An 18,141-nucleotide genomic window follows, 5' to 3' on the forward strand; every position below is an offset into this window, starting at 1 on the left:
GCGACCCATTATTAATACATCTTTTGCAAAAGTATGCAGGTTGTAATCACCTCCAACTACTGCCAAGAGTTTTCCATTGGAATATATTGGAGCCGTATAAGAAACTGTTATAGAGTCATCTTCTATGCTTTTATAAGGATCTGATACTACAAGTTTTCCCACGCTTTTGGCCTCTTGATACCATGACCTTGTTCTTGCATCAAATCCGGTTTCTTCAGGACTTCTAATAATTCTGTTAGATTGATATAATTTTCCATCGTCATTAAATCCAATATATACTACATTAAAGCCAGCTGCTTCTTTTACTGTTTCTAATATATCAAATAGTTCGCCAGAATTAACCCTTGGATTTTTTTCTACAAATTTAACAATAGAAGCAATGGCATCTCTTTTTGCTCCAGAATATATATTGTATGCTGAATTAACATCAAACATAGTTTTTTTCTGAATTTCTTCTAGATAATAACTAGTGCTTTCTTTAGATTGATAATAGCTAATCATATTAACAACTATTAGTATAATAGCTATTAAAAAACAGGCTATTGTTGTCAATTTATTAGATAAACTGTTAAATTTAAACATACTTGTTCCTTTTTAGTTATTTTTTGGCCGGGTATTTTACTTATAAAATAATTAGAAAAAAATAAAAATTTTTTATCTTTTTGAAAACATATGTAGTTTTTATATTTTTTATGTGCATTTAAGTTTTAATAAGTATAATTTCAACTTTAATGCGGGAATAGCTCAGGGGTAGAGCACAACCTTGCCAAGGTTGGGGTCGCGAGTTCGAATCTCGTTTCCCGCTCCATTATCACCCGCCCGGGTGGTGGAATTGGTAGACACAAGGGACTTAAAATCCCTCGGAATTTTTCTTCCGTGCCGGTTCAAGTCCGGCCTCGGGCACCACTTTTTGGTAACTCAAGGCGACATAGCCAAGCGGTAAGGCATGGGCCTGCAAAGCCTTGATCTCCGGTTCGAATCCGGATGTCGCCTCCAATGCGATGTTAATACTTGATATTTTTATTCTTTTACGGGAGATGGCTGAGTGGTCGAAAGCGGCGGTCTTGAAAACCGTTGAGGGTCACACCTCCAGGGGTTCGAATCCCTTTCTCCCGGCCACTTTAACATAATTTTTCATATTTTGTTTTACATTTAAAAGATATTTCTTAATTTCTTTAAGAAATTAAGAAAATTATTCTAAGTCTAAAATCCCGCCTTTGCTAGCATTACTAACAAGCTTTTGATACATTTTAAGCCATCTTGAATTTATTTGCTTATAAGGCATTTTAAAATTTGCTTTGCGTTTAGCAATTTCATCTTGGGCTAAATTTGCATTGATGCTGTAAGTATCTACATCAATTTCTATCTCATCACCATCTTTTAAAAGCGCTATAAGTCCACCTTCTGCAGCCTCAGGAGAAATGTGGCCTATGCTAAGTCCTCTTGTAGCTCCGCTAAAACGACCATCTGTTATAAGTGCAACTTTAGCACCAAGCCCCATGCCTGTGAGTAATGAAGTCGGACTAAGCATTTCTTGCATGCCAGGTCCGCCTTTTGGTCCTTCATAGCGTATCACGCACACATCGCCTTCTTTAACTTTACCTTTTATAATGCCTTTAATGGCTTCTTCTTGAGAGTTAAAACAAACTGCTTTTCCTTTGAATTTACGCTCGCCCATAATACCTGCAGTTTTTATCACACAGCCTTGCTCAGCTAAATTCCCAAAAAGTATAGCAAGCCCACCTACATTTGAATAGGCATTGTCTATTTTTTTTATAATGTTTTCATCTTTAATATCAGCATTCTCAATGCGATCTTTTAAAGTTTTTCCACTAATATCTAGAGTGTCAAGTTCTAAAATATGGCCTGGTTTTTTGGCTATTTCAGCTATTACTGCACTTACTCCACCTGCTTTGTGTATATCTTCCATATATATTGTGTTTAAAGATGGAGCGATTTTGGCTATATGGGCCACATTAGCGCCGATGTGATTGAGCTCTTTTATATCCAAATTTACACCTGCTTCATAAGCAATAGCAAGCATATGTAAGATAGTATTTGAGCTTCCACCCATAGCCATATCAACAACTAAAGCATTGTTAATGGACTTTTTAGTAATAATATTACGAATTTTAAAACGCTCATCTAGTGCAATTTCACAAATTCTACGCGCAGCTTTTCTTAAAAGCTCTTCTCTTTCTTTGCTAAGTGCTAAAATAGTTCCATTTCCTTCTAGTGCTATACCCATAGCCTCGCATAAAGTATTCATAGAATTTGCAGTAAACATACCCGAGCAAGATCCACCGCTAGGACAAGCTTTGCATTCTATATCTTTTAAATCCTCTTCATTGATTTTTTTAGCCTCATAAGCTCCCACTGCTTCAAAAACAGAACTTAGACTGATTTTTTCTCCATGTTTATTTACTCCTGCTTTCATAGGTCCACCACTAACGAAAATAGTCGGCACATTAACTCTTAAAGCCCCCATGAGCATACCTGGAGTGATTTTATCACAATTTGGGATACAAATTAGTGCATCAAGTTGGTGTGCATTCATCACTGTTTCAATAGAGTTTGCGATGATTTCACGACTTGGTAAAGAATAAAGCATACCATCATGCCCCATAGCTATACCATCATCAACACCTATGGTGTTAAATTCAAAAGGAATACAGCCATTTTTTCGGATTTCATCTTTAATGATTTTTGCATATTCATTTAAGAAAAAATGTCCTGGGATGATATCTATATAGCTATTTGCCACACCTATAAAAGGCTTATTAAAATCTTCATCATTTAAGCCACATGCTCTAAGTAAAGAGCGATTTGGTGCTTTTAAGTGTCCTTTTTTGATTGCATCACTTCTCATTTGTATCCTTTTTTAAAGTAAAAACTATCATTTTATGCTTTTATTTTGCAATTTTTGCTTAAATTTTTTAAACTTAAATAGTATTTTAAAGAAAATTATTTAAAATGTGCAATTATTTTGATTTAAGGAATGTAATGCTTTTAATTAATCCGGTATTTATAGGTGTTTTGTTAATGACGCTTTTGTGTTTTTTTAGGTTTAATGTTTTGCTTAGTGTTTTGCTTTCTGGGCTTTTTGTAGGCATTTGGTCTAAATTTATGCATATGGAGCATTTAAGTTTAGTGGATTTTTTTACCCAACTTCCACAAGCTATGATGGATTCTATGAAGGTTTTAATCGATGGTATGCAAGGGAATTTGCAAACAGCACTAAGTTATATTTTGCTTGGAGCGGTGGCTGCTGCTATATCAAAAACTAATCTAACGGCATATTTGATTAAAATAGTTTCGCATTATATTTCACATAAAAAATACTTACTTATACTTTCTTTGGCACTTATTGCTTGTTTTTCGCAAAATTTAATCCCTATCCATGTAGCTTTTGTACCTTTGTTAATTCCACCTTTGTTGAAACTTTTTAATAAATTAAAAATAGATCGTAGAGCCATAGCTTGTGCATTAACTTTTGGACTTACCACACCTTATATGGTGGTGCCTTTAGGTTTTGGGCTTATTTTTCAAACTTTGCTTGTGGATAATTTAAATTCAAATGGGGTGCAAATTAGCCTAGGAGAAGTTTCTCAAACTATGGCTTTTGCGGCTATTTGTATGCTAGTTGGTCTGTTTTTAGCTGTGTTTGTATTTTATGCTAAACCAAGAGAATATCAAGAAGAACAAATTAGCAAAATGGACTTTGAAAATCTAAAAATGAGTAAAAAAGAATGGGGTGTTTTAGCTGGTCTTGGGCTGACTTTGATTTTACAAATTTTGACGCACAATTTACCTTTATCAGGGCTTTTAGGTTTTGTTTTGATGGTAATTTTGGGTGGAGTAGAGTATAACAAAGTTAATTTAGTTTTTGATGATGGGCTTAAAATCATGGGTTATATAGCTTTTGTAATGCTTGTTGCTTCAGGATATGGAGAGGTTTTAAAACAAAGTGGAGGTATAGCTGAGCTTGTAAAAACAAGCGTGCCTTTTATGGAGCAAAGTCACTTTTTAGCTATTTTTATTATGCTAGCTATAGGTCTTTTAATCACTATAGGTATAGGCAGTTCTTTTGGTACTATTCCTATCATCGCTGCCTTATTTTGTCCTATATGTATAGAACTTGGTTTTTCACCTGCTGCGATTATTTTTATCATCGGTGTTGCTGGAGCTTTGGGAGATGCAGGATCACCTGCTAGTGAAACGACTTTGGGAGTGAGTGTAGGGCTTAATGCAGATAAGCAAGGTGATCATATAAAAGATACTTGTATACCAACCTTTTTATGCTTTAATGGCTCTTTGCTTATCTTGGGTAGTGTTATAGCATTTTTCTTAATTTAAAATATTAAAAGTCTAAAAAGGCTTTTAATATTCAAATTCTTCCATATAACCACAATCAATTGTAAGAATTTTCATTTGAAATGATTTTATAAACTCGATTATAGGTTCAACTCCACCATAAGGAAAAGAAATGGGGTAAAAATACAATTTGGCGATATTTTCCTCTATTTTTTCTATGGAGTGAAAATAGTATTCTCCATTTCCTATGCAGTCAAAAATATCATCAAACTCCCAACAATCTTTGCTTGAGAAATATTCTAATTCTTTTTTGCTGTAAAAATTATATATACTTTTATCTGTGTATAAATCTTCTATTTGTAAATTCTCATCTTTTAAGATTTTGATATAATTAAACAAATCGCACAATCTTTTAAAAGACTTTTCATTATTAATGATAAACTTAATAAAGCAAAATTTTTCCATTTTAATACATTAACAATATTCCACTTGAAAGTCTGCTTGAAGATTTATTGTACTCAATAAGACTCTCACCATATCCGTTAAAATACTGAGTGTAAATATATAAGCCATTGTTAGAAATTTTATAAGCTCCGCTTATTTCTACTGCACCGCGGTTATTAGCAAAATTTAAATTATTACGCCACAATATATTGATAAAATAATCATCTTGGGTATAAGCAAGATTAATATCAAAATTACCTAAATATTTTTCTATATCAGGATTATCATCTTCTGAACTTTTTTCAGGAATTCTTAGCCAAACTCTAGGTATGAACATAAAATCGCCAAAAAACCATGCATTACTTAGATAAATTCTATTCCATGATCTTGATTTTGGATCATTTTGCCCGTTAGATTCATGTAATAAGCCTATGCGTATATCTTTTAAATTCTCAAAAGCACCATGTCCGCTTATAGGAAAGTTGATAAAAAATTCAGGTAAATAGTTTGTTTCTCTAAAAGGAGCAGAATGTTTATAAAGTTGCCACCATGAAATTTGTGTATAGCCTATGTTATAACTTTCATTTAAACCCAAAAGATTTTCAAAAAGAGTTTTTTTAAGGCTTACTTGAAATTTAGTTTCAGTGCTTTTATAATCTCTCTTGCTAAAACTATAAGAAACAGGCATAAAATAGCTAAGATTATGCGTGCTAATACCAAAAGGATTGTATGATTTTTCTGTGCCAAGGTAGTTTGCTAAAGCTTCATTTTTTGGATTAATATCATCTAATTTTTTCTCTTTGGATGTATTTTGCTCAAAATTAAAAGACTTTTCTAAACTTGCTTCTTTTTGTTTTTCTTTTAAAGCTAAGCTTTTATAAATTTGCATAGCTTTTTTGTACTTACCTTGATTTTCATATTCTAAGGCTTGATTGAATAAATCCTCATTTGCTAAAGCACTAAAAGCACATAGTATAGGTAGAATTGTCCTTTTCATGAAGCCACTTTTTATATTCTTTAAAATAATTTAAATTTATAAACTCATTATCATCTTCAAATTCTATAAATTCTGCTTTCATTGTATCACAAAAAAGGGCTAATTTGTGATTGTTTTCTTGTAAAAATTGCAAAGTTTTTTCAAAATTCCTACTATGGTAAAATCCACATAAATAATGCTTGTGTTTTTTTGTGCTTGCTAAGAGTATATTTTGTGATTTTAGATGATCAAAAAGCTTGTAAAAACTTTCTTTGTTTATGTTTGGAGTATCCACGCTAAGGATAAATACATAGGTATTTTTAAAATGTTTAAGTATGGAATTTAAGGCAATGAGTGGAGAGTAGTTGTTTAAATCCTCATCTAAAATAAGTGCTAAGTTTTTTTGATGAAATTTATCTTTTTTGCTGCTAATAAAAACTTGATTAAAAATCCTTGACATTTTTTCATATTGATAAAGAGTTAAGTTTTTATTATCTACTTGTAATAAGCTTTTATCTTCTCCCATACGCGAAGATTTTCCTCCGCATAAAATCACACAAGGATAGGGAATTTTTTCACTCATAAAAACCTCATAAATTCATCAAAATATTTTATAATACATTTATGAAATATACAGATTTAATACAAATAAAAGATTATTTTAAACAATTTCAAAGACTAAATTATCTCAAACGCCTTGATGATAATATCTTAGAGCTTAGCTTAGATCATCAAGCTTTTATACTAGACTTAACGCGTGGAAAAAGTGGAATTTACCAAGATAAACTCCAAGCAAAAGTCTATAATGCACCTTTTGATTTTATGCTAAAAAAATACTTTTCAAACGCAAAGATTTTAAATTTAGAAGTATTAGAAAATAATAGAATTTTATCTTTTGAAGTTTTATCAGAAAAATCTTACAAAGCTTATGGGGCTAAGATTTATTTTGAATTTACAGGAAAAAACACTAATGTAATCATCACAGACACTGATGATATCATCATAGAAGCTTTGCGTCATATAGATAAAAGCTACCGCGTTGTAAAAATAGGCGAAAAACTCCAAGCTTTAAAAGCTTATGAGATCAAAGAAGAATTTGTAAAGATTGATGATTTTAATGTGTATTTTAAAGAAAGTGCTAAAAAGTTACAGCAAGATCGCCTAAAAGATATAAAAGAAAATAAACTTTTAAATATAGATAAAAAAATCTTTACCCTTAAAGAGAGCATAGAAAATTTAGAACAAGAAAGTAATTTATTAAAAAAAGCTCAAGAATTAAGCCAAAAAGCAGATGTTTTGTTTGCTAATTTAAATTCTTTAAAAGATTATCAAAGAGAATTTATTTTGCAAGATTTTAATGCAAATGAGCTTGCTTTTAAGCTCGAAGATACTCCTAAAAACAGTGCGAATGAATTTTATAAAATGGCAAAAAAATTAAAACAAAAGGCTAAAAATATCAATATAGAAAGAGAAATTTTAAGTGAAAAACTTGATTTTTTAATAAATTTAAAAGACTTAATTGCTAAAAGCACCTCTTTGAGAGAATTAGAAGTTTTAATGCCTAAAAAAATGAAAAAAACAAAAAAAGAGGAACTAAATGCAGGGGTTAGTAGCTTTTATTTTGATGAGTTTAAAATCAGCGTAGGACGCAATGAAAAAGCTAATGAATACTTGTTAAAAATAGCTAAAAAAGATGATATTTGGCTGCATGTGAAAGATTATCCTAGTGCACATGTGATCATTACTTCAAATAAATTAAAAATAAGTCAATTAGTGCTAGAATTTGCAGCAAAGCTTTGTGTGGAATTTTCCAAGCTAAGTTCTGGAGTTTATTTGGTCGATTATACTAGTAAGAATTTTGTAAAAATAAAAGAAAAGGCTTTTGTAAATTATACAAATTATAAGACTTTAAGCGTTTTAAAGGAGTAAGTATGCCTATAAGTCCCATAGGTGGTATTCATTTTGCTAACCAAAATGCACCAGTACATTCAGCACAAGCTAGTAATGAATTGGCAAAAGATTCTTTTGCAACTTTGGTAAATATGAGTGAATTTCAAGCAAAAGAAAAGGCGGTTGAAAAACTTGAAAAAGTTAATCAAACTCATGAAGTAAGCGATGAAGTAAAAGAAAGGCAAGAGGAAGAAAAAAAGCATTCTAAACATCATCAAGAACAAGAGCAAGAAGATGAAGATGAACAAGAGGGGCAAGAAGTAGTTAAAAAAAGTTCTCATTTGCTTGATTTAAGTATATAGAAAGGATAAAAATGTTTTCAAAGACAAGAATTCTTAGTGCTATTGTGATGATAGCTGTGATAGCTGTTGTTGCTTTGGTGGATAATTTTTTGATTAATTTTGCGATTTTTGGTGTTTTATTGTTTTTGGCATTTAATGAAGCAAAAACTATGTTTAAAAGCAAACATGCAAGTGTTTTTGTAGCTTTGTGTGTTTTTGCAATAGGAGCATTTTTAGATAAACCTTTCTTTATAGGCCTTTTGGCTTTGATTTTGATTTTAGGATATTTAGTTTATAAAAAAAGTGAAAATTTAAATGAACTTATGCCTTATATATATCCTACTTTACCTATTTTAATGCTTTATCAAGTATTAAGTTATGAGGGTATGTTTGTATTATTTTGGCTTATAGTGATTGTCGTTGCTTGCGATAGTGGGGCGTATTTTATAGGAAAACTAATTGGCGAGAGAGCTTTTTCTCTAACAAGTCCAAATAAAACCTTAGAAGGTGTTGTAGGTGGCATTGTTTGTGCGGGGATTTTAGGAACCATCATAGGCTCTTTTGAATTTAGCTTGGTAAAAAGTATTTATATATCTTTAATCGTAGCTATTTTTGCTGTGATAGGGGATTTGCTTGAGAGTTATTTTAAAAGACAAGCAGGTATTAAAGATAGTGGTAATTTAATCCCAGGGCATGGGGGAGTTTTAGATAGAATTGATGCTGTTATCATTGCAGCATTTGTAATGGCAACTTTAGTATGATCGTACTTGGAAGCACGGGAAGTATAGGAGTTAATACTCTTTTTATTGCTAAAGAAAAAAACATAAACATAGAAGCCTTATCTTGCGGTAAAAATATCAAGCTTTTAAATGAGCAAATAGCTCTTTTTAAGCCTAAATTTGTATGTATACAAGATGAAAAAGATAAAACCTTAGTTGATCATGATAGGATTTTTTGTGGTCAAGAGGGTTTAAAAGCGATGATAGCTGAGTGCAAAAGTTCTTTAGTGGTAAATGCTATAGTAGGTTTTGCAGGCTTAAGTTCAAGTCTTATGGTGCAAAAGCTTGGTAAAATTTTAGCCTTGGCAAACAAAGAAAGCTTAGTAGTAGCAGGGAAATTTTTTGACACTTCTAAGATTAAAGCCATAGATAGCGAACATGCAGCACTAAAGTGCTTGATAGATAAAAGAAAAGATATTAAAAAGCTTTTTATCACGGCAAGTGGCGGGGCTTTTTATAATTATAAAATCAAAGATTTAAAAAATGTTAGCGTAAAAGAAGCTCTTAAGCATCCTAACTGGAGCATGGGAGCTAAGATCACCATAGATAGTGCTAGCATGTGTAATAAACTTTTTGAAATCATCGAAGCTTATCATCTTTATGGTATTAAACAAATAGATGCTTTGATAGAAAGAAAGTCTTTAGTGCATGCTTTATGTGAATTTAAAGATGGTGGTATGAGTGCATATTTTTCTCATGCAAATATGCGTTTGTCTATAGCTCAAGCTATTTTAGATGAGCATGAACAAAGCTTTATAGAAAATTTGGATTTGTTAGCTATGCCAAGTTTAAAATTTGAAAAAATTAGTTTAAAAAAATATCCTATATTTTCACTTAAAGATGAGCTTTTGAAAAAGCCTGACTTGGGTGTGATTATAAATAGTGCAAATGAATATATGGTGTATCAATTTTTAGCCCAAAAAGCGCAGTTTTTAGACATAGCCAAGGGTATTTTTAAAGCATTGGATTATTTTGGTGTGCCAAAGATTAACCAAATTGAAGATGTTTTTGAGTATGATAAGCAAGTTAGGCTTTATTTAGATAAGGAAATGAAGTGAGATATTTTTTAAGTATTTTGATTTTTATAAATGTGGTTTTTGCTTTAGAGTTTAGCGTTAAAGAAAATGGAAAAAGTTTAGATGATAATAATACGGTTTTAATCCTTGGAGGTATACAAGGAGACGAGCCAGGTGGGTTTCATGCTGCTAGTTTGCTTTTGAGTGATTATAATATCACTAAAGGTAAAATTATTGTCGCACCAAATTTAGCTTTTGAAAGTATTATTGCTAGAAATAGAGGAAATTTTGGAGATTTAAATAGAAAATTTGCCCATATAGATGAAAACGATCCTGATTTTCACACTATAGAGCGCATAAAAAAGCTTATTTTGGAACCTGAGGTAAATATGGTTATAAATTTGCACGATGGAAGTGGATTTTATAGACCTCAATATGAAAGCAAAGATAAAAATCCAAATCGCTGGGGCAATACTAGTATTATTGATCAAAGTGAGGTAAATTCTACTAAATATGCAGATTTGGAAAATATTGCTAAAGAGGCGGTGGAAAATATCAATAAAGCTTTGGTTAAAGAAGAACATCAATATCATTTAAAAAATACCAAAACCCAAGAAAGCAATGATAAAGATATGCTAAAGGCTTTAACTTATTTTGTGGTGTCAAATCACAAAGCAGCTTTTGCTAATGAAGCGAGCAAAAATTTACCAACGCATTTAAGAGTATATTATCATCTTTTGGCGGTGGAGTATTATCTAAAAAAGGCAAATATAGAATTTCAAAGAACTTTCGATTTAACTCCAAATGGAGTTTATAGAGCTATTGAAAAGCCTTTAGAGGTAAAACTTTTTAATGATAAAATTTTACTTTATCTTGATAAACCTGCTAGTGCTATAAATTTTTTACCTTTTCCTATTAATCAAGCTTTAAATTATGAAGCAAGTAATGAGATTACTGCAGTAATTTCCAATGCTAACTCATATTCAATCAATTATGGCAATCGCTTGCAAACAAGATTGTATCCTGAATATTTTGAATTTTCAAATGCTCTAGATAGTGTTGAAGTGATAGTAGATGGAAAAAATATACAAACAAATTTTGCTCAAAAAATTATGGTAAAAGATAATTTTAAAATACCTTCTATAGCAGGTGTAAGAGTTAATGTTATAGGTTTTGATAGAGGTGTTGATGAAAGTGATATTGTTATAAGCAAAAACCAAATGCAAAGCCGTTATTCTTTAGATAAAAAAAGAAAAATTTACAGAGTAGAATTTTATGAGCTAAAGAATGCAAATTTAGCCGATCAAGTTTTAGAAAGAAAGACTAATTTTAAAGAAATTAAAAAAGCAAATATACCTGCAAAAGCCATAGAAAAAGCAGAACAAAAAGACAAATTTATCGGTATGATTTTAGTGGAATTTCAATGAGAGATTTGATTCTTGCCATAGAAAGCTCTTGTGATGATAGTTCTATTGCTATCATTAATAAAAATAGCTTTGAGTGTATCTTTCATACAAAAATTTCTCAAGAAAATGCCCATAGTGCTTATGGAGGGGTGGTGCCCGAGCTTGCCGCAAGATTACATAGTGAAGCTTTACCTAAGATTTTAAAAAGATGCCAAAAATACTTTGATAAACTTTGCGCCATAGCAGTTACAAATGAACCTGGCCTTAGTGTGAGTTTGATAGGTGGAGTAGCTATGGCTAAAATGCTTGCTATTAGTTTAAATTTACCGCTCATTGCGATTAATCATCTAAAAGGGCATATTTATTCTATGTTTTTAGATAAAAAAGCTAATTTTGATATGGGTGTGTTGCTTGTAAGTGGTGGGCATACTATGGTGCTTTTTATTAATGAGCAAGGTAAAATCACAGAATTAGCAAGAACAACCGATGATAGTTTTGGAGAAAGCTTTGATAAAGTAGCAAAAATGATGGATCTTGGCTATCCTGGTGGAGCTATCATAGAAAATTTAGCTAAAAATGTAAAAGAAAGTGATTTAGAATTTAGTATACCCTTGCTTCATTCTAAAGATTTAGCTTATAGTTTTTCAGGACTTAAAAACCAAGTGCGTTTGGAAATTTTAAAAGAAGAATTAAGTTTGGAGCGTAAAAGTAAAATTGCCTTTGCATTTCAAAAAGCAGCCATAGCTCATATTTTAAACAAGTTAGAAAAAATTTTTAAAGAGTATAAATTTAAACGCTTTGGTATAGTAGGCGGAGCTAGTGCAAATTTAAGCTTAAGAAGTCAAATAGAGCATTTATGTCAAAGTTATCAATGTGAGCTTTTGCTAGCTCCGCTTGAGTATTGTTCGGATAATGCTTTGATGATAGCAAGGGCAGCTTGTGAGGCTTATGAGCGTAAAGAATTTGTAAATATAGAAGATGATCTTATAAAGCCTAAGGTAAAAAACTTACAAGGCATATTATGAAAAAAGCTTTTACTATTATAGAGCTTGTGTTTGTAGTAATTATACTTGGAGTTTTAGCTGCGGTTGCTCTGCCAAAATTTAGCACAAGTAAAGATGAGGCAAGTGTAGTTCAAGCTTTGGGAAATTTAAAAATTTTTATTAATGATATAAGTGCTTATATATTAAAAAATGAAAGTCTTTCAAATATAGCTTTAATGAGCAATGTAACAAATATAAAAAATGAAGACTTATCAAATTTGCAAAATTCCACCAAAGAACTTGATTTTAGTGTAGGAAATGATGAGCAATGTTTTAAAGTGCTTTTTGTAGATAAAGAAAGTGTTTTGCTTTTAGCACTTATGGTAGATAATGCTCAAAAAAGCAAAGCCCAAAATATAGCAGATTTAAAAAATCAAGTTTTGAAAGATCCTAAAAATCAAAGTATAAAAACTCAACTAGATGAGGCTTTAAATGCTTTTAGTCAAAGCGAATTTGCAAGTACTTCAAAATCCAAGGCTTGTCAAGGTCTAATCCACTCTAAAGCTTTTAAAGATTTAGCTACTAGAGTGTATTTTCTAAGTGGTAGTTAAAAATACACCCCTCCACTTAAATACAATTTCATTCTATGTTCATCATCATATTTATACTGATGAACTGCTCTTGCTGCATCAAGTTTTATATAATACTCATTAGCTTTATTATAAAGTATTTGTAAGCCTACAGCATCTAAAAAATGCTCATCTGCTAATCTATCCCCTGAAGCTTTTTCATACCAAGCATAACCTACATCATAAAAAGGAGTAAAATAAAAATTAGTATTTGGTATATTTATTCTTATACCAAAGTTAGCTACTATGGTATTATCTCCATTTCCCTCTCCATTATCATAAGCTCTTACCCCATAAGCTCCACCTAAAGATGAACTTTCAGAAGAATCTAATTCAAAATTTCCTAATACCTTTTGATAGTTTATATTTAAAGTATGAGTAATATACTCATTAATACTATAATAATTATTCAAACTAGCATTGAGTTTTCTAAACCAACCCATGCCATTACTATTATTTTTATAATTAGTACCTAAAAAATTAACCCCATCGTCATAGACCTTGCCTAGGTTAATTTTGGTACTATAAATAAAAGTGTTATGAAAATTTCTAAATAAACCTTCTAAACCTATGCTACCTACATTAGAATGCTTATTAAAAGTTAAAAATCCAGCACTTGTATCACTAAGTATTTTATGATAAATACTTGAAGTAAAGTAAAATGATGAATTAGTATTAATCCACACAGGATAAGAAAAGTCTATACCGAAATTTCTAGAAGTACCATAAAATCCGGCATTTTCATAATCTTCTCCCAAGGAATAATTTCCTTTTGATACACTTGGAGTAATTTTTAAATTTCCTAAAAAGAAAGTATAACTAGCCCCGTAGTTGATTTGTTTTTCATTGCTTGAATGTAAGTAAAAATTATAATAATCTCCCATATTAAATATAGAATTAAATCCCATACTGATGCCTATTCTATATTTGCCAGAACTTTCAATACCATAATTATCAGCATATAATAATACATTGGCCTTAGTATCAGGAACTACTTCTATAACTACATCAGTTTCTCCTACATTCTCTCCTGCTTGTAAGCCTGCTAGGGTTTGTACTCCATACATTTCATTGACTTTATATGCGCTATCTTCTATTAATTTAGTGGAGATAATTCTACCTTTAAGTTTTTTATCTAATTTATCTTTTATGAAATGATCTTTGATCGAGGTTTTGTTTTCTATTATGTGTTTTCCAAATACTCCTAAAGCAATGTTTAGTTCTATATTGCCATCTTCAAAATTTTGTTTTGGAATAAACACTGTTGCAGCAGGATAGCCATTAACTTGGAAATAATAAGCAACAATATTTGATACATCTTGCAAATCTTGGATATTAAATTTTTTCTGTTCATAATTTAATATGAGATTATGTAATTCCTCTTCTTCAATTCCTAAATTTTCAAAATCAATTCCTTTGTTTGTGATGTGAAAATTATAGTGAGTAAGTATTTCTTTTTCATAATGTTCTTGGTGTGTATTTATGATTTCTCTAGCATCTTGAAATTTTTCATAATTTTGTTCGGTTTTTAAATTTTCTTTTAAAGCTTTGTTTTGTGGTATATTTCTATCAGGGGATAATTCTATTATTTTTATATTGTCATTTGTAGCTCGTAAAGCACATGCTAAGATTAAGGTGCAAACAATAATCTTATGCATTTAACTTTCTTTAATTAGCACAAGGGTTCATAGCTTTAAACCCATCACTTACAATACAAGTTTTTTTACGAGCTTCTATATCAAGTTCCCCAATTTCTTTGATTATTATTTCATCTTTAACTAAATCATCTCCTAAAGAATTAAATAAAAATAAATTAGCAATATTGTCATTAATCATTGCAGGATAGTTTTGACTATTGTTTAGACTTGATTTTGCTTGATTGTTTTCTAGTGTAGGAATGCTAGGAATACTAGGTGTTAGATCAGTCCAAGGTAAATCAGGTTCAACAGGAATACTAGGTGTTAGATCAATGCTTTCTAAAATAGGTTTATATAAGTCATATTGATAATCTCCCATTATTAAAAAACTACCTTTATTGTGTTGATATTCTATTTTATTTTTAATTTCTGCTAATCCTAATTTGGAAGCTATTGTTTCTTGTTGTTTTTCTAGCATATTGATATTTTTAAGTAATTGAGCTAGCTTATTAGGATCTAGTGAAGAATTGTTTTTTATATAGTCATTATAAGATTTTTCTGCTATTTGAAGTTGTAATTTTATATTTTCCAATTCTTTTAGAAGTTGTTGTGAATTTAAAACTATATCTTTTAACTCTCCTTTTAGAATTTCTAATATACTTATTTTTTTCTCAATTGTTTTGTCTATATTTGATTTTATATTGTTTTGATAAAAATCTTTTACACCTTCTTCAAATTTATCATTATTTGCATTATTTAATCCGTTGTTTTGATAAGCCATTATAAAATCTAAACTTTGAACTATCTTCAAGGCTTGTGATTTATTATTTGCTGTATCTTTGATGAAGTATTTTGCCACAAAATCTACTTTTTCATCTTCTGTCATTAGATTATAATCTTTTTCTGCTAACATATCCAATAAAACATCAATATATATTTTATAATGCTGATTGATAAGATCTGCTAGAATTTCATTTTTGATGACATCTTCATATAAATCATCTTTACCAAGGATGGCTTCTTCTTGTATGATATTGTCTATATTTGGGTAATTAATTTCTATTTTATTTGAAAAATCTGGTTTTTTTGGTAGTTCTATAATAGGTCTTGCTATTGTATTATCTTTACTTAAAAAATCTTCAAATTTTAAATTTTTATTATCATCATTATAGGTATGAATATTAATTTTCATATCTTTCCATAATTTTAAGTCGCTAAAAACATCATTAAAATCATTTTCATGATGATAAATATGTATATTCTTAAAAGCTAAATTTACATTTTTATCGTTATAGGCACTAATAAATTTTCCACTTAAATTTTTACCATCACTTGCAAAAGATTGTATTTGGGAGTCATTTTCAAAAAATAAATATATATTTTTAAAATCTAAATTAAATTTTTGAAACATTGAACGCCCTTCAATATATCCGATAAACCCAGCAGCATTGGCAAAGTCTTTTTGTCCATAAGCTTGTATATTTTTTATATCATATATGCTTATGTTAGAAAAACTTCCTTTACCTTCTTTTTGAATCCATCCTGCAAAACCTCCAACATTTACCATTCCGCTTTTGTCTTTTTCAATCTTGCCTGAAATAGTGTCAATATTTTTTATTGTGATATTTGAAAGAGATAAATTATCACTTCTATATCCTTCTATTTTTCCTGCAAAGCCACCACTTGCAGCACGAGTGCCTTCCATGGAGTTGTTATTAATGCTTTCTATTTTTTCAGCTTCTATGCTAATATTATCAAAAACACCTCCATTAGCAAAACCTACAAACCCGCCAGCATAAGCATTTCCTGTATCAAAAAAATCTTCTTCCAATGAGCCATCTTTGTTATCTTGACTAATGCTTTTTACATTTTTAACACGCACATTGATGTTTTTAAAATAAGTATCACCAGAATCAATACTTCCTACAAACCCGCCAGCATAAGTATGGCGTAAAGTAGTAAAAGTGGAGGTTATGTTGTTTATATCTAAATTTATATTTTCAAGATCAGCATAGCCTATATTACCTGAAAAACCACCTGTAACAAAGCCTCCATTAATTTCATCAATTTGTCTTATATCGATATTGCTAAATTTTCCTCCCCATACTTCTCCGGCAAAACCACCCGTATATGTTGCTTTTGTTGTTTTATCATTAATAATTTTATTTATTTGTGATATGTTTATATTTTCAAATTTTCCATTGTTAATTCCACCTACAAAACCTCCAATATGTGATCTATTTTCAAGGCTAATACCGCTGATTTCTCCTATTGATTTTATATCAATCTTGTTAAAGTTAGCACCATTAACATATCCTATAAAACCTCCTGCGTAGAGATTGTTTTTATTTTGTGTAGAGATTTTAGAGATATTTTTTAACTCTATATTTTCAAATTTACTGCCACCACTTGCATATCCTACGAAACCTCCAGTATACATTGAGTTTGATAGAATAGAGTTATCGTTATAATCAATTATTATATTTTTAAATTCAGAACCATTAGCATTTCCAAATATACCAACATATCTTAAAGAATCTGATAACACATTTGTATCTATGAATATATTTTTTAAAGCAAAATTTTGTCCGTCAAAAATTTTATTATAAAAGCTATTATCTTCTATAATTTCCCAATTATCATTGTAAATAGGATCTTTATATCCTACTATCATATTGGTGCAACCATATCCTTCTATACAGTAATTTGCATAGTTTTTTCCTTTAAAATCTATATCATTTGTTAGTCTGTATTCAGTAGCTGTATTTCTAAAATCTTTTTTATTTTCATTCCAACCTTTGGCAAAATGCCACCAATCAACATCTGAAGATATTCCTACAAAATCATATATGTTAAAAGAGTTATTATTATGTTTTATATTTTGAAAATCAGCTTGTTTAAGTTTATCAAAAACTGCAAAAGAATTAGGATCGTAGTAATATCCACTAGCATTTAAATATATAGAACCTCTTTCTTTAGCACTTACTTCTAATTTTGATAAAGAATTTGCGTTTATATTTGATGTATCAATGTCTATTTCGTTTCCTATAAGTTTGATGTTTTTTGAGTTGATTTTAGTTAATAAATCATTTGAATTTTTAATATTTGAATTTAATAAAATTTTATTTCCTATAAAGACAACTTCTTCAGCGTTAATATTTCCCATATTAACTACATTGCCATTGTTTTTATCTAATTTTATAATGGGTGATTGTATGGTGTTTGTTTTTCCATTTGCAAATTTTTGTATTTCATCAGAACTTATTGATGAGGTTGAAGCTACAAAGCGATTGGCATTGATAGTTCCTGTTTTAGTTATGATTACTCCATTAGGATTGATTAAAAAGACATTATTGCCACTTGCATTTAATAAACCTTCTATGGTGGATTTACTTGTACCATGAGCAATGTTTAGGTAGTTTTTATTGTTTCCATTAAAATTTACACTTTCACCTTTGCCTATGCTAAAGCCACCACCCCATTGTATTACAGAATTTTGCCCATTTCCGTGGATATTCATATGATTATCATTTATGCTAATAGAACCACTAGTTCCATGTGTAAATTTACCACCACTAGGTAGCGCTAGACTTTGATCAAATAAGATAGAAATAACAATACCAGATAAAAGAATATGGTTAGAAAAACTAGACATCAGCTATCCTTAAATAATTATTAATATCAATATGTAATTTTTAAATATATTATAACAAAATTTATTTATAG

15 protein-coding genes and 4 tRNA genes are annotated in these 18,141 nt (G+C 30.1%); 12 read left to right on the forward strand and 7 right to left on the reverse strand.

Annotation, left to right across the window (positions count from 1 at the left end; all coding sequences use genetic code 11):
* Window positions 1–582 (reverse strand): cache domain-containing protein (locus tag L8W69_RS05720; protein WP_263661590.1); only part of this gene is annotated, 582 nt, incomplete at its 3' end.
* Between the two features lie 151 nt (window positions 583–733).
* Between L8W69_RS05720 and L8W69_RS05725 the strand changes: the two genes are divergently transcribed.
* From L8W69_RS05725 to L8W69_RS05740, 4 genes are all read left to right on the forward strand, one after another.
* A tRNA-Gly gene (locus L8W69_RS05725) sits at window positions 734–808 on the forward strand.
* A 9-nt stretch (window positions 809–817) separates the two neighbouring features.
* A tRNA-Leu gene (locus L8W69_RS05730) sits at window positions 818–906 on the forward strand.
* Between the two features lie 16 nt (window positions 907–922).
* Window positions 923–996: transfer RNA gene (locus L8W69_RS05735), tRNA-Cys, on the forward strand.
* A 35-nt stretch (window positions 997–1,031) separates the two neighbouring features.
* Window positions 1,032–1,119, forward strand: a tRNA-Ser gene (locus L8W69_RS05740).
* A 73-nt stretch (window positions 1,120–1,192) separates the two neighbouring features.
* Here the strand turns inward: L8W69_RS05740 and ilvD are convergent.
* Window positions 1,193–2,869 carry a dihydroxy-acid dehydratase gene (gene ilvD, locus L8W69_RS05745; RefSeq protein WP_263666641.1) on the reverse strand — a complete coding sequence of 559 codons (1,677 nt, stop codon included), beginning with the start codon at window positions 2,867–2,869 and terminating at the stop codon, window positions 1,193–1,195.
* A gap of 134 nt (window positions 2,870–3,003) precedes the next feature.
* Between ilvD and L8W69_RS05750 the strand changes: the two genes are divergently transcribed.
* Window positions 3,004–4,356 (forward strand): Na+/H+ antiporter NhaC family protein, encoded by a 1,353-nt coding sequence (locus tag L8W69_RS05750; protein ID WP_412175474.1) that lies wholly within the window; start codon window positions 3,004–3,006, stop codon window positions 4,354–4,356.
* Window positions 4,357–4,380: 24 nt separating this feature from the next.
* Here L8W69_RS05750 and L8W69_RS05755 read toward each other — a convergent pair whose 3' ends face one another.
* From L8W69_RS05755 to L8W69_RS05765, 3 genes are read right to left on the reverse strand one after another with little or no spacing between them, the layout of a single operon-like run.
* The gene (locus L8W69_RS05755; protein WP_039629213.1) at window positions 4,381–4,779 is read right to left on the reverse strand and encodes a hypothetical protein; all 399 of its coding nucleotides are present in this window, start codon (window positions 4,777–4,779) and stop codon (window positions 4,381–4,383) included.
* 1 nt (window position 4,780) lies between these two features.
* Window positions 4,781–5,755 (reverse strand): phospholipase A, encoded by a 975-nt coding sequence (locus L8W69_RS05760; RefSeq protein WP_263666643.1) that lies wholly within the window; start codon window positions 5,753–5,755, stop codon window positions 4,781–4,783.
* Complete coding sequence (locus tag L8W69_RS05765) at window positions 5,718–6,317, reverse strand: molybdenum cofactor guanylyltransferase (RefSeq protein ID WP_263666644.1); 600 nt, start codon at window positions 6,315–6,317, stop codon at window positions 5,718–5,720. The genes L8W69_RS05760 and L8W69_RS05765 overlap by 38 nt, the downstream gene beginning before the upstream one ends.
* Before the next feature lie 41 nt (window positions 6,318–6,358).
* Between L8W69_RS05765 and L8W69_RS05770 the strand changes: the two genes are divergently transcribed.
* Genes L8W69_RS05770 through L8W69_RS05800 form a run of 7 tightly spaced genes read left to right on the forward strand, consistent with a single transcriptional unit; the run spans window position 6,359 to window position 12,760 of the window.
* Window positions 6,359–7,663: an NFACT RNA binding domain-containing protein gene (locus tag L8W69_RS05770; protein ID WP_263666645.1), complete on the forward strand. Its 1,305-nt coding sequence runs from the start codon at window positions 6,359–6,361 to the stop codon at window positions 7,661–7,663.
* A gap of 2 nt (window positions 7,664–7,665) precedes the next feature.
* Complete coding sequence (locus tag L8W69_RS05775) at window positions 7,666–7,986, forward strand: hypothetical protein (protein ID WP_133319048.1); 321 nt, start codon at window positions 7,666–7,668, stop codon at window positions 7,984–7,986.
* 11 nt (window positions 7,987–7,997) lie between these two features.
* Window positions 7,998–8,726 (forward strand): phosphatidate cytidylyltransferase, encoded by a 729-nt coding sequence (locus L8W69_RS05780; RefSeq protein ID WP_263666646.1) that lies wholly within the window; start codon window positions 7,998–8,000, stop codon window positions 8,724–8,726.
* Window positions 8,723–9,802, forward strand: a complete 1,080-nt coding sequence (gene dxr / locus L8W69_RS05785; protein WP_133319046.1) for a 1-deoxy-D-xylulose-5-phosphate reductoisomerase — start codon at window positions 8,723–8,725, stop codon at window positions 9,800–9,802. Before L8W69_RS05780 ends, dxr begins: the two co-directional genes overlap by 4 nt.
* Window positions 9,799–11,187, forward strand: coding sequence for a M99 family carboxypeptidase catalytic domain-containing protein (locus L8W69_RS05790; RefSeq protein ID WP_220566709.1), 1,389 nt, complete (start codon window positions 9,799–9,801; stop codon window positions 11,185–11,187). Before dxr ends, L8W69_RS05790 begins: the two co-directional genes overlap by 4 nt.
* Entirely contained in the window at window positions 11,184–12,191 is a 1,008-nt protein-coding gene (gene tsaD, locus L8W69_RS05795) for a tRNA (adenosine(37)-N6)-threonylcarbamoyltransferase complex transferase subunit TsaD (protein WP_263666648.1), read from the forward strand. The genes L8W69_RS05790 and tsaD overlap by 4 nt, the downstream gene beginning before the upstream one ends.
* Window positions 12,188–12,760, forward strand: coding sequence for a type II secretion system protein (locus L8W69_RS05800; protein ID WP_318529605.1), 573 nt, complete (start codon window positions 12,188–12,190; stop codon window positions 12,758–12,760). Before tsaD ends, L8W69_RS05800 begins: the two co-directional genes overlap by 4 nt.
* On the opposite strand, the gene L8W69_RS05805 is transcribed toward L8W69_RS05800, so the two are convergent.
* Together L8W69_RS05805 and L8W69_RS05810 are read right to left on the reverse strand one after the other, a co-directional pair.
* Window positions 12,757–14,436, reverse strand: a complete 1,680-nt coding sequence (locus L8W69_RS05805) for a ShlB/FhaC/HecB family hemolysin secretion/activation protein (RefSeq protein WP_263666650.1) — start codon at window positions 14,434–14,436, stop codon at window positions 12,757–12,759. The two genes, L8W69_RS05800 and L8W69_RS05805, sit on opposite strands and share 4 nt — an antisense overlap.
* 10 nt (window positions 14,437–14,446) lie before the next feature.
* Window positions 14,447–18,070 carry a filamentous hemagglutinin N-terminal domain-containing protein gene (locus tag L8W69_RS05810; protein ID WP_263666652.1) on the reverse strand — a complete coding sequence of 1,208 codons (3,624 nt, stop codon included), beginning with the start codon at window positions 18,068–18,070 and terminating at the stop codon, window positions 14,447–14,449.
* Window positions 18,071–18,141 lie beyond the last annotated feature (71 nt).

It is taken from the genome of Campylobacter sp. CNRCH_2016_3089, assembly GCF_025772505.1.
Lineage (GTDB): Bacteria > Campylobacterota > Campylobacteria > Campylobacterales > Campylobacteraceae > Campylobacter_D > Campylobacter_D lari_D.

Bases quoted from the DNA above. Each gene is read 5' to 3' on its own strand.
- dxr (WP_133319046.1), top strand. From the start codon at position 8,723: ATGATCGTACTTGGAAGCACGGGAAGTATAGGAGTTAATACTCTTTTT.
- L8W69_RS05805 (WP_263666650.1), bottom strand. From the start codon at position 14,436: ATGCATAAGATTATTGTTTGCACCTTAATCTTAGCATGTGCTTTACGA.
- L8W69_RS05760 (WP_263666643.1), bottom strand. From the start codon at position 5,755: ATGAAAAGGACAATTCTACCTATACTATGTGCTTTTAGTGCTTTAGCA.
- ilvD (WP_263666641.1), bottom strand. From the start codon at position 2,869: ATGAGAAGTGATGCAATCAAAAAAGGACACTTAAAAGCACCAAATCGC.
- L8W69_RS05750 (WP_412175474.1), top strand. From the start codon at position 3,004: ATGCTTTTAATTAATCCGGTATTTATAGGTGTTTTGTTAATGACGCTT.
- L8W69_RS05800 (WP_318529605.1), top strand. From the start codon at position 12,188: ATGAAAAAAGCTTTTACTATTATAGAGCTTGTGTTTGTAGTAATTATA.
- L8W69_RS05780 (WP_263666646.1), top strand. From the start codon at position 7,998: ATGTTTTCAAAGACAAGAATTCTTAGTGCTATTGTGATGATAGCTGTG.
- L8W69_RS05755 (WP_039629213.1), bottom strand. From the start codon at position 4,779: ATGGAAAAATTTTGCTTTATTAAGTTTATCATTAATAATGAAAAGTCT.
- L8W69_RS05775 (WP_133319048.1), top strand. From the start codon at position 7,666: ATGCCTATAAGTCCCATAGGTGGTATTCATTTTGCTAACCAAAATGCA.
- L8W69_RS05810 (WP_263666652.1), bottom strand. From the start codon at position 18,070: ATGTCTAGTTTTTCTAACCATATTCTTTTATCTGGTATTGTTATTTCT.
- L8W69_RS05765 (WP_263666644.1), bottom strand. From the start codon at position 6,317: ATGAGTGAAAAAATTCCCTATCCTTGTGTGATTTTATGCGGAGGAAAA.
- L8W69_RS05770 (WP_263666645.1), top strand. From the start codon at position 6,359: ATGAAATATACAGATTTAATACAAATAAAAGATTATTTTAAACAATTT.
- tsaD (WP_263666648.1), top strand. From the start codon at position 11,184: ATGAGAGATTTGATTCTTGCCATAGAAAGCTCTTGTGATGATAGTTCT.